This is a genomic window from Luteibacter sp. 3190, from assembly GCF_031456385.1.
In the GTDB taxonomy this organism is placed as follows: domain Bacteria; phylum Pseudomonadota; class Gammaproteobacteria; order Xanthomonadales; family Rhodanobacteraceae; genus Luteibacter.
Map to the genome: position 1 here is coordinate 365237 of NZ_JAVDUO010000002.1, position 11501 is coordinate 376737.

The 11501-nt window shown below is 68.2% G+C and carries 8 protein-coding genes and 1 other RNA gene; 4 read left to right on the top strand and 5 right to left on the bottom strand.

What is annotated here, in order from left to right:
- Positions 1-48 precede the first annotated feature (48 nt).
- Positions 49-495, bottom strand: coding sequence for a division/cell wall cluster transcriptional repressor MraZ (gene mraZ / locus J2X58_RS11605; RefSeq protein WP_090056523.1), 447 nt, complete (start codon positions 493-495; stop codon positions 49-51).
- Positions 496-851: 356 nt separating this feature from the next.
- Positions 852-1217: RNase P RNA component class A (rnpB, locus tag J2X58_RS11610), an RNA gene on the bottom strand.
- A 293-nt stretch (positions 1218-1510) separates the two neighbouring features.
- On the opposite strand from rnpB, the gene rsmI reads away from it, so the two are divergent.
- The 3 genes from rsmI (at position 1511) to J2X58_RS11625 (ending at position 4678) form a co-directional block, all read left to right on the top strand.
- Entirely contained in the window at positions 1511-2335 is an 825-nt protein-coding gene (rsmI, locus tag J2X58_RS11615; protein ID WP_310048352.1) for a 16S rRNA (cytidine(1402)-2'-O)-methyltransferase, read from the top strand.
- A gap of 146 nt (positions 2336-2481) precedes the next feature.
- Positions 2482-4281: a penicillin-binding protein activator gene (locus J2X58_RS11620; protein WP_310048354.1), complete on the top strand. Its 1800-nt coding sequence runs from the start codon at positions 2482-2484 to the stop codon at positions 4279-4281.
- A gap of 34 nt (positions 4282-4315) precedes the next feature.
- Complete coding sequence (locus J2X58_RS11625) at positions 4316-4678, top strand: YraN family protein (protein WP_254779318.1); 363 nt, start codon at positions 4316-4318, stop codon at positions 4676-4678.
- Between the two features lie 150 nt (positions 4679-4828).
- On the opposite strand, the gene J2X58_RS11630 is transcribed toward J2X58_RS11625, so the two are convergent.
- From J2X58_RS11630 to J2X58_RS11640, 3 genes are all read right to left on the bottom strand, one after another.
- Positions 4829-5503: an HAD family hydrolase gene (locus tag J2X58_RS11630; RefSeq protein WP_310048356.1), complete on the bottom strand. Its 675-nt coding sequence runs from the start codon at positions 5501-5503 to the stop codon at positions 4829-4831.
- A 148-nt stretch (positions 5504-5651) separates the two neighbouring features.
- Positions 5652-8321 carry an EAL domain-containing protein gene (locus tag J2X58_RS11635; protein WP_310048358.1) on the bottom strand — a complete coding sequence of 890 codons (2670 nt, stop codon included), beginning with the start codon at positions 8319-8321 and terminating at the stop codon, positions 5652-5654.
- 128 nt (positions 8322-8449) lie between these two features.
- Positions 8450-9226, bottom strand: coding sequence for an iron-containing redox enzyme family protein (locus J2X58_RS11640; RefSeq protein ID WP_090056513.1), 777 nt, complete (start codon positions 9224-9226; stop codon positions 8450-8452).
- Positions 9227-9445: 219 nt separating this feature from the next.
- Between J2X58_RS11640 and J2X58_RS11645 the strand changes: the two genes are divergently transcribed.
- Entirely contained in the window at positions 9446-11500 is a 2055-nt protein-coding gene (locus J2X58_RS11645; RefSeq protein WP_310048359.1) for a M13 family metallopeptidase, read from the top strand.
- The last annotated feature ends 1 nt before the right edge of the window (position 11501 follow it).

Here is an 11501-nt window from a genome sequence, read left to right on the forward strand (position 1 = left end):
CGTCGCCACATCCCACTCCCGTTCCACCGAAAACCTCGAATTAGTTCGTCACAACCGTAGTTCCGCCATGTCGTCGCTGATCTCGTCCTCGCCGATCGTCTGGCGGATCTTCGCGAGGTGAGCCTGTTCGCTCCACAGCTCGAACTTGTTGCCCATGCCCAGCAGCACCGCTTTTTTTTCTATGCCCGCCGCCGCGCGCTGACTCGATGGAAGGAGGATGCGGGCCGCTCCGTCGGGTTCGACGATCGCCGCGGCACCCACCAGCTTCATCTGCAACGCGCGATGGACGGCCTTCACGCTGGGCAGCGCGTTGACCTGATCGCGCACCTGCTCCCACTCCGCGTACGGGAAGATCCAGAGGCAACCGGTCTCGAAGGGGTTGTAGGTGACGACCAGACGATTCGCGCAGGCGACGGCCACCTGATCCCGATACGAAGTCGGAATCGTCAGACGACCCTTGTCGTCGACCGTGATGGCTGTCTCGCCCTGGAACATATTCGTTGGTTGCCCCACCAAATCCCACGATTTCACACTGGGGCCCACGATAGTCTCGCCCCCTGAGACTGTCAAGGAATTTTTTCTTGTGAATCAAGGAGAAAGCTCACGTTCATCACCATTTCCAGCCGTTTCTGAGGAACGGGCGCAAGGTGATTGAATCGTTGGGGTTTTTTGCGATGGACTTCGCGCTTTCGGGAGGCAGGTGAAGGGCAATTCACGCAGGCCGATGAACTCACGTTCATGGAAGATGACGGACTCAACTATAGAAATGTGGGAAGCGCGCTGGCGCGCGAATGGGCGCTCGAGGCAAGCACCCATTCGCGCGCCAGCGCGCTTCCCACATACCGCGAAGAAGTTGGAGTCGGCCGATAAGCCGGGTTCTGTGCGTCTTGCGACGTGACAGTCATTCTTCTCGGCCTGGCGTCGCCGCCAGGCTCTAGCAACCTACCCGGGAACGACGCGGGCCGCGTCATGGTTCCCTTATTTGGTCTTGCTCCGGGTGGGGTTTACCGTGCCGTGCGACGTTAGCCCCGCACGCGGTGCGCTCTTACCGCACCCTTTCACCCTTACCTGATCCCCTCGCGGGGCCATCGGCGGTCTGCTCTCTGTTGCACTGGCCGTCAGCTCACGCTGCCCAGGCGTTACCTGGCACCCTGCCCTGTGGAGCCCGGACTTTCCTCGAAACGCACACGGCGTTTCGCGACTGTCTGGCCGACTCCATTGGGGAGTATAGCGGGGGGAGGACCATCGCGGTGACGCGGGCGCAAGGGAACTGGCGCGGCACGGCACGGGTGGGAGATGGGGGATGGGAATGGGGGCGTGATCCCGGCGAACGCCCGAGGGGACCGGAAGCCGCCCGTCGGCGTCGTGGCCGGCGCGGAATGTCCAGCACCCTCATGCGCCCGCCGGCTCCGTCGCCCCCATTCCCATCCCCCAACCCCCACCCGTGCCGCACCCACCACACCTTCCGCCCCTACAATCCCCTGCCCAGCCTCACGCAACGGACCTCTCCATGCCCTCCCGCCCCGGCACCCTGCACGTCGTCGCCACGCCGATCGGTCACCGCGACGACATCGGCGCGCGCGCGATCGAGACGCTGCGGCGCGTGGCGGTGATCGCGGCGGAGGACACGCGACATACGCGTCCTCTGCTCCAGCACCTGAACATCGACACGCCGCTGGTCGCGCTGCACGACCACAACGAGCGCACCGCCGTCGACGGCCTGGTCGAGCGCCTGCGTGGCGGCGACGACGTCGCGCTGGTCTCGGACGCGGGTACCCCCCTGATCAGCGATCCGGGTTTCCGGCTGGTGCGCGCCGCGCGGGCGGCCGGCCTTCGGGTGAGTCCCGTGCCGGGACCCAGCGCGGTGATCGCCGCCCTGTCGGTGGCGGGCCTGCCGAGCGACCGGTTCGTGTTCGAGGGCTTCCTGCCCGCGAAAAGCGGTGCGCGGCGTTCGCGCCTGACCGAGCTGGCCGGCGAATCGCGCACGCTGATCGTCTACGAGTCCTCGCATCGCATCCTCGAATCGCTGCAGGACATGCGCGACGTCTTCGGCGCCTCGCGCGAAGCGGTCGTGGCGCGTGAGCTGACCAAGATGTTCGAAACCGTGCTCGACGGCACGCTGGAGGCGCTGGTGGCGGCGGTGGCGGCCGATCCGAACCAGCAGAAGGGCGAGTTCGTGGTGATGGTGGCCGGCCGCGACGCCGGCGAGGACGAGCGCCTCGCCGAGGGCCTGCGGGTGTTCGGCATCCTCAAGGAGGAACTGCCACCCGCCAAGGCCGCCAAGCTCGCCGCGGCGATCACCGGCGCGCCGCGGAAGGCGCTCTACGGACCGTAGGAGCGCGCCCTGCGCGCGACATCTTTTCGCGAGGAGCCCCCGGGCGCCCACTCCCGCCTCCACGCCGGCCTCGCAAACCGATGGGCTATGATCCTGTCGTTTCGGCGCCGCCAGGGGCGTCACCGCGCAGCCAAGGAATCCTTTCGATGCGATCGATCCGTGCCACCACCCTCGGCATCCTGCTTTCCGCCGGCCTCGCCGGCTGCGTGACGCAGGGCGGCGTCCAGCATGGCACGGCGCCGTCGGGCGAAGCGACGCAAGCGGCGCAGACGCTCTACATCAAGGGTCAGTTCGACCAGGCGGCGCAGGCGTACCTCGCGCTCGCCGCGCAGGACGCCACGCATCGCGACTACTACAAGCTGCTCGCCGCGGAGTCCTACCGGCAGGAAGGCGCGCTCGACCGCGCCGCGCCGGTCGTCGCCGACGTGCGCCGCTCCCGCCTCGAAGGCGAGGATGCCCTGCGCCTCGACGCCCTGCGCGCCGAGATCGCCCTGAAGAACAACGACGCGAAGACGGCGCTCTCGCTCACCGGCAAGCCGGCGACGCGCGTGTCGCCGCAGATCGACCAGCGCCTCGCTGAACTGCGCGCACGATCGCAGGCGGCCGCCGGCGATTCCTGGAGCGCCGCGCAGACCCGGGTCGAGCTCGACGGCCAGCTCCGCGGCATCGACCGGGAGGAAAACCGCAAGCAGATCCTCGCGTTGCTCACCGGCCTGGGCGCGCAGCCGCTCGCCGACCGCGGCGCCGCTCTCGCGGCGAACGATCCGCTGAAGCCGTGGGTGGTCGAGGCGCAGTCCCAGCTGGGCAGCGTCAACCGGGCGCCGGCCGTGCTCGACCAGGCGGTCGGCACCGTCAGCGGCGACAAGGGCGTCCGCGAAGGCTACAAGGTGCCGACCAAGGTCGCGCTGCTGCTGCCGCTGTCGGGTCCGCTCGCCGGCGCGGGCGCCGCGATCCGTGATGGCTTCTTCACCAATTACATCGAGGCGGCGCATACCGACGCGCCGCGCCCCGAGGTGGTGGTGTACGACTCCGGCAACGACGCGGCTCACGCGGTCGCCGCGTACGACAAGGCCGTCGCGGAAGGCGCGCGCTTCGTCGTCGGCCCGCTCAACCGCGACGGCGTCTCCGCCATCTTCGCCAAGGGCGCCCTGCCCGCGCCGATGCTCACGCTCAATTACCCGAACGACAACCGTAACCTGCCCCCGGCGGGTGCGAACGAGTTCGGCATGCTGCCGGAGACCGAGGGCGCCCAGGTGGCCGATCACATGGCCGACCGCGGCATCCGCACGGCGACGGTCATCGTCTCCACCGACGATTTCGCGCGCCGCGCCGGCAACGCCTTCAAGGCCGAGTGGCAGGCGCGCGGCGGCACGCTCGCAGGTCAGGTGACGCTCGATTCGGCGAGCATCGATTTCGCTTCGCAGCTTTCGGAGCCGGTCGGCGAGGATCCGGCGACGAGCGGCGTGTTCATCAGCATGAAGCCCCAGCAGGCGCGCCTGCTCCTGCCTCAGCTGCGCTTGGCGAAGAACACGCTGCCGGTGTTCGCCACGTCGCACGTGTACGGCGGCGGCGACGATCCCTCCGCCGACCGCGACCTCGACGGCGTGGAATTCTGCGACGCGCCGTGGCTGTTCGACGCGCAGCCGGGCCTGCCCCGCCGCGCGGAACTCGGCAACGCCATTCCGGCGACCAAGGGCGTCACCGCGCGCCTGTTCGCGTTCGGCATGGATGCGTGGGGGCTGGTGCCGTACATCGACTGGATGCGCGGCCATCCCGGGAGCTACCTGCCGGGCGCCACGGGCCAGCTGGTCGCCGACGAGTTCGGACGCGTGCGTCGCGTACTCATCTGGGCGCGCTTCGCCGACGGCGTCGCACGTCCGGTCGCGGGTAGCCTCGAGCTCGAAGCGCCGGCCGCAGCCCCGACCGTGGAAAGCGGCGGCGGCTGATCCCTCGCCGGCGCGGGCCTGCAACGAGGTTCGCGTGACAACGAAGATCCCACCCCGCCGCGCCACCGGCGACCGTTTCGAAGCGGCGGCGCGGCGATTTCTCGAAGCCCGCGGCCTGCGCGTCGTGCAGGCCAACTTCAACTGCCGTCACGGCGAGATCGACCTCGTCATGCGGGACGGCGACACGGTGGTGTTCGTCGAGGTGCGCTATCGCCGCGGCCAGGCCTTCGGCGGCGCCGCGGCGTCGGTCACGGCGGCCAAGCGACGCCGCGTGATCAGCGCGGCGCACGTGTGGATGGCGGGACGACCCTACGATGCGCGCCGCCCCTGTCGGTTCGACGTCCTGGCGTTCGAGGGCGACCGGGTGGAATGGATTCCGAACGCGTTCGAGGCGTGAATGCGCATCGCTCGGCTCGATCCTGCTCCGTAGGAGCGCGCCCTGCGCGCGACATCTTTTCGCGAGGGCCGCGGGGCCTGAGCTCACAGCCTTAAAACATGTCGCGCGCAGGGCGCGCTCCTACGCCACGAGCATGGGCGATGGGGCCGCTCAGGCGGACGCCAGGAAATCCTCGCGGGTCAGGGTCGCCAGTTCCGCCACGGTGTCGACGACGATGTCCGGCGGCGTCTCTTCGAGTTCCTTGCCGGCGGCCGCCGCGTAGTGACCCTGCTTCACGAACACCGTGGTCACCTTGTCGCCGAGCAGCTTCTTCAGCGCCACCAGGATGCGCGGCTTGTCGTCGACCATCACGTAGTGGTCCGCGGGATAGCGGCGCCGCATATCGTCGAGCATCTCTTCCTTGTGCACGTAGATCAGCACGTCCTCGCGGAAAAGGTCCCACAACCCCGCGCGGCGGATCTTGCGCGGCTGGAAGACGGTGTCGCCGTCGGACATGATCACCGGCCGACCGAGGGTGCGCAGGTGCGCGATCGCCTCCGGCACGCCAGGAAAGCGGCGCTCGTCGAACGGGTAGTCGAGCAGGAAGAACGACAGCGCCATGTACGCCGGACTGCTTTCCTTGCCACGTAGCCGCTGCAGGGCGCCGAGGTAATCGGCGTAACCCACCTCGGCGCGGATCGACTTGTCGATGGCCGCGTAGCGTGCGCGCCCATCCTCGCCGAGCTCGCTCTCGAGGCGCGCCGCCAGGTCGGCGCTGAAACGGTCGTTGTCGATCAGCGTGTTGTCGACATCGAACAGGAAGACGATGGCATCGTGGGTGGACACGGGAAATCCTTGCACGGGAACGATCACCGCTATATGGGGACGGCAAGTGTCGACGGAAGATGCCGCTTGCGTATTGTAGGAGCGCGCCTGGGCGCGATGGGGTGCTCGCGGCAAGCACCCATCGCGCCCAGGTGCGCTCCAACAGGCCTCACGCCCGGCGGGGCGGCACCAGTGAAAGGCGCTTGCCGCCCGTGGCCTTCGGCGCCAGCAGGCGCTCGATCTCGTCCGGCGGCAGCGGCCGGGAATACAGGAACCCCTGCCCTTCCTGGCAGCCGGCGCGCACGAGGAACTCGTGCTGGCCTTCCGTCTCGATGCCTTCGGCGATGGTGTGCAGGTCGAGGCTGCGGGCGATGGCCACCATCGCCTCGGTGATCGCGACGTCGTTGCCGTTCGTGGGCAGGCCGGTGACGAACGAGCGGTCGATCTTCAGGTACGCCACGGCCGGCAGCTTCAGGTAAGCCAGCGACGAATACCCGGTACCGAAATCGTCGATGGCGACGGCGACGCCGAGATTGTGCAGGGCCTGCATCGCGCGCTCGGTATCTTCGCCAAGGCGCAGGATCGCGCTTTCGGTCAGTTCGACGAGAAGACGGCTCGGCGGCACGCCCGTCGCACGCAGCGCCTGGCTGATGCCCTGCAGGAAGTCCGGGTGACCGAACGATCCCGCGGACACGTTGACCGCCATGCGCAACGGCGGGAGTCGCGCCTCGTCCCAGCGGACGAGCTGGCGACAGGCGTGTTCGAGCACCCACTGGTCGATCTGGCGGATCAGTCCGAGGCTCTCGGCGATGGGGATGAACTCGTCCGGGCCGACGTTGCCGCGATCCGGATGGCGCCAGCGGATCAGCGCCTCGACCGCCACGATGCGGCCCGTCTTCATCTCGATGCTGGGCTGGTACACGAGGTGGAACTCGTTGCGAACGAGCGCCTGGCGCAATTCGGAGGCGAGCTTGAGGCGGCGGCGCGCGTCCGCGTGCATCTTCGGCGTGTAGAAGCGCAGCGCGTTGCGCTCTTCGGTCTTGGCCACGTACATCGCGGCATCGGCGTTGGCGATGAGCGTGACGGCGTCGTTGCCGTCGAGCGGGTAGCCGGCGATGCCGATGCTCGCGCTGACGAAGAGCTCGTAATCGCCCAGATCGAACGGACGCGAGAGCGCGGCGAGCATGGCCTCGGCCACGAGCAGCGCTTCCTCGCGCGAGCGCAGGTCGGCGAGCAGCACCGTGAATTCGTCGCCACCGATGCGGCCCGCGACGTCGTGCGGCGCGAGTTGCGCGCGGATGCGTTCCGCGACGCGCATCAGCAGGGCGTCGCCGATCGCGTGGCTGTAACTGTCGTTGACGACCTTGAAGGCGTCCAGGTCGACGAACAGCACGGCCACCGCGCCGCGCTCGTGCGCGGCGCGCGTGATCGCCTCCGCGCAGCGGCGCTCGAACTCGGAGCGCGTGACCAGGCCGGTGAGCGGATCGTGCGTGGCGAGGTGCTGCAGGCGCTGGCGATCGGCCTTGCGCGCCGTGATGTCCGAGACCACCGCGACGTAGTGCTGCGGACGCCCTTCGCGGTCGCGGATGGTGCTGATGCTCATCAGTTCGGGATAGGTGCTGCCGTCGGCGCGGCGGCTCTCCACCTCGCCCAGCCAGTTCTCCCCGCGAGCGATGTCCTCCCACAGCGTCTGCGGCAGCGGCCGGCCGTCGGGCAGCGTGCGCGTCGCGTCGAAACGCGTGCGCCGAAGCGCGTGCGGTGGGAATCCGGTGAGCTTGGTATGGGCCATGTTGACCGTGGTCACGCGACGATCGGCGTCGGCGATGATCACGCCCTCGGCGATGCTCGCCAGCGCTTCCGCGGCGATCTTGCGCTCCTGCTCCATGGCGACGCGGTCGGAGATGTCGCGCACGATCGCCTGCGACACCTCGCGCGAACCCCACGAGACGAGGCTGCTGTGCGTTTCCACCGGCCGCAGGCCGCCGTCGGCGGTCCGCAGGTGCCCTTCTCCCGCCAGCGCCGATCCTTCCACGAACAGGCTAGACAGTTCGATGCCGATGAGGTCGGCGCGGTTGCATCCGAGCCACGTCGCGGCGCGATCGTTGGCGTCGAGGATCCGGCCGCTTTCCTGGTCCACCATGAAGATGGCGTCGGCGGCGCTGTCGAACAGCAGGCTGTAGCGCTCCTCCGTGCCGCGGATGCCGGCCAGGATGCGCTGCGCGAGGCGCAGCCAGAGCAGCGAGGCGAGGGCCGCCACCCCGAGCACCGTGAAGAAGAGGACTCGCCCGAGCCAGGAGGCACCGTTGGCGATGTAGAGCGAGAACGCCTTCGCCCGTGGTTCGATCGTGTTGTTCAGCGCCGCGATGCGCGCGCGCTCGGCCACGATCGCCTCCGGGGAGGGCGTGCCCGAACCCCAGGCGCGCTCGAGGCGGTTCGCGGTGGCGTCGAGCGCCACGAGGCTGCCGTCGACGGAGCGCCACTCGGTGACGGCCTCGCGGACGTACGGCAACCCGGAGAAATACTGGAAGATGAAGACCATGCCCGGAATGGCCTCGCGGATCACCCCACCCCTGGCGAAGGCCTCCTCGACCTCGGCATGCGAGAAGTCGCCGCTGGCGATCGCGTCGCGGGCCCAGCGATCGGCCACGAGAACCGCGTAGTTCCGGCGGAACCCCGCCAGGTCGGAGGGGCGGCCATGACCGGCATATTCGTCCAGGTCGATGACCGCCTGTTTCTGCGCTTTCGACCAGAGACTCTCGCCGTTGAGGAAACCGGCGAGAGTCACCTGGGTCTGGACCGCCACCCACGTCAGGGCCAGCACGAGCCCGACGACAGCCACCAACGCCCATGCCAGGGGCCGGAGGCGCCTGGTCAGGAGTTGATGATGACTGGCTTCGAACCGCATCGAACCCTCATTGATCGATCAAACGGACGTGATAGTGCGCCAGAAGGCGTCCAACTTGCGAGTTACGCGGCCGCCTCGTTCCACTTGCGGACCGTCCCGGCCCCGTCCATGCAGCGATCCAGCGTGATGCTCATGCTGACGTAGCTGCGCCGGACGCATTCCTTGATGTGCTCGATCTGGTCGGCCGGGGGGTTGGTCCCCATCAGCGTGCAGACGATCTCCAGTGCTTCCCACGGATGGGTATCGTCATACGCGGCGTGAAGCTGAAGCCAGCGAAGGCCGGCTTTGCGGCCGGAAATCGGCAAACTTTCCGCGTACGTCTTGCTTTCATAGATCAACTGGGACCAATCGCCGGTCGCCCCCTCCACCGCGTAGTTCGTCGCGGCGATGCCCGCGGCCAGCGAATCGTTGCGGCTCACCTCCTCGCACCAGTCGGCCAGGGCCTGGGTGCCCTTCGGCGGCTCGGCCGACAGCACCTCCTCGCGGGACACCCCCGCGCTCTCCGCCCAGTTCAGCCAGTACTCCGCATGGTTCTGCTCCACCCGGATGTTGCGGACGAGCCAGCGCCGGGCGAGGTCGTCGCCGGCACTGCGGCCGTAGCGGGTCTTCAGGAGGCTGTGCGACATGTACCCGGGAAAGCGCTCGATGACGGGCCAGACGCCGACCATGAAGTTACGGGTGGTCTGCGGGTCGAGCGTGGCGGCGCGCATGGCGTCCCACATCTCATGCTCCACGATACCCCGCCGCGCATCCGCACAGGAAGACACCATGTCCTGTGCCCAGATCGGATAGCTGGCGATGTCGGTCTGCGAGCCGGTCAGTTCGAAACGTGCGTTCATATAGATCTCCCTAAAGATCTTCTGCCAATGATGGATAGGCGGACCCGGGCGACCCGCGGCCCGCCCTCCCGGCGCCGTTGCGGCACCGGAAGACCATTAGGGCACATCCCCCCGACCGCTTTCGTGGAACGGACGGAACCGGGCCTAGTCCATCGGTCATGGACAAAAGTGCGGAGGGGAGGTCTATCGTGGGCTCCCCAACCACCTAGGGATTCGTCCATGGCCACCATCCACCGGCTCCTCGCCGCCTCGATCGCCTGCGGCCTCGCCTCCACGGCCGCCCTCGCGGCCGACGCGCCCTCCGGCATCGACCTGAAGGGCATCGACCGGGCGGTGAAGCCGGGCGACGACTTCAACGGTTACGCCAACGGGGCCTGGGAGAAGACGGCGCAGATTCCCGCCGACCGCGCCAGCACGGGCGTGTTCCTCGAGGTGTTCCAGAAGGCCGAGAAGCGCAACGCCGAACTGATCAAGGCCGCCGGCGAGGGCAACCCGGCGGCGGGAAGCGAGCAGCGCCTGATCGCGGACTACTACAAGGCGTACATGGACGAGGCGGGCATCGAGAAAGCCGGACTGAAGCCGTTGGAACCGGCGCTGGCCGCCATCGACGGCATCAAGGACAAGACGGGCCTGGCCACGGCGCTGGGCGCGCAGCTGCGCGCCGACGTCGATCCGATCAACGCGACCAACCTCGATACCGAACACCTGCTGGGGCTGTTCGTGGCGCAGGGCCTCGAAGACCCGTCGAAGAACGTGCCCTACCTGCTGCAGGGCGGCCTCGGCATGCCGAACCGCGATTACTACCTGAAGACCGACAAGGACATGGTCGAGACACGCGAGAAATACGCCGCCTACGTCCAGGCGATCCTGACCCAGGCCGGCACGCCCGACGCCGCGGGCAAGGCGAAGGCCGTCCTCGCGCTGGAGACGAAGATCGCGCAGGCCCAGCTGTCGATCGTCGAGAGCGAGGACATCCACAAGGCGAACAATCCGTGGCCGCGCACCAGCTTCGCGACCAGGGCGCCCGGTCTCGACTGGAACGCCTATTTCAAAGCCGCGGGGCTCGACGACCAGCCGACCTTCATCGTCTGGCAGCCGGCCACCGTGACGAAGTTCGCCGCGCTCGTCGCCAGCGAACCCCTCGACACCTGGAAGGCGTGGCTGCGCTTCCATGCGATCAACGAGAACGCATCCGGACTGCTGCCGAAGGCGTACGACGAGCTCTCGTTCGGGTTCTACGGCAAGACCCTCACGGGCACGCCGAAGCAGCGCGACCGCTGGAAGCGCGGCGTGAGCCGCACGAACGTCGACCTCGGCGACGCCGTCGGGCAGATCTACGTGAAGCAGTACTTCCCGGCGTCGTCGCGCAAGGAAGTGCAGGACATGGTCGCCAACATCCTGAAGGCCTTCGACCAGCGCGTCGACACGATCGAATGGATGTCGGCCGCCACCAAGCAGAAGGCGAAGGCGAAGATCGCGACCATCAAGGTCGGCGTCGGCTACCCGGACACCTGGCGCGACTATTCGAAGGTCGTCATCAAGCCGGACGACGCGCTCGGCAACCACCAGCGCGCCGAGCTCGCCGAATACCGCCACCAGGTCGCGAAGCTGGGCAAGCCCGTCGATCGCAACGAATGGTGGATGACGCCGCAAACCGTCAACGCCGTGAACCTGCCGTTGCAGAACGCCCTCAACTTCCCGGCGGCGATCCTCGAAGCGCCGTTCTTCGATCCGAAGGCCGACCCGGCCGCGAACTACGGTTCGATCGGTGCCGTCATCGGCCACGAGATCAGCCACAGCTTCGACAACACGGGCGCCGAGTTCGACGCCCAGGGGCGCCTCGCGAACTGGTGGACGCCGGAAGACGAGAAGCACTTCAAGGAAGCCGGCCAGAAGCTCGTCGCGCAGTACAACCAGTACGAGCCGCTGCCGGGCCTGCACATCAACGGACAGCAGACCCTGGGCGAGAACATCGCCGACGTGTCGGGCCTCGCGATCGCGCACGCAGCCTACAAGGAAAGCCTGGGCGGCAAGCCCGCGCCAGTGATCGACGGCCTGACCGGCGACCAGCGCTTCTTCCTCGCGTTCGCGCAGTCGTGGCGCAGCAAGACGCGCGACGCGGCCCTGCGCCAGCAGGTGATCGGCGACGGTCACTCGCCCGGTCCCTACCGCGCGCAGACCGTGCGCAACCTCGATCCCTGGTACGACGCGTTCAAACCGACGCCGGGCGAGAAGCTGTACCTCGATCCGAAGCAGCGCGTGCGGATCTGGTAGC

Bases quoted from the DNA above. Each gene is read 5' to 3' on its own strand.
- J2X58_RS11620 (WP_310048354.1), top strand. From the start codon at position 2,482: ATGCGATCGATCCGTGCCACCACCCTCGGCATCCTGCTTTCCGCCGGC.
- J2X58_RS11640 (WP_090056513.1), bottom strand. From the start codon at position 9,226: ATGAACGCACGTTTCGAACTGACCGGCTCGCAGACCGACATCGCCAGC.
- rsmI (WP_310048352.1), top strand. From the start codon at position 1,511: ATGCCCTCCCGCCCCGGCACCCTGCACGTCGTCGCCACGCCGATCGGT.
- mraZ (WP_090056523.1), bottom strand. From the start codon at position 495: ATGTTCCAGGGCGAGACAGCCATCACGGTCGACGACAAGGGTCGTCTG.
- J2X58_RS11645 (WP_310048359.1), top strand. From the start codon at position 9,446: ATGGCCACCATCCACCGGCTCCTCGCCGCCTCGATCGCCTGCGGCCTC.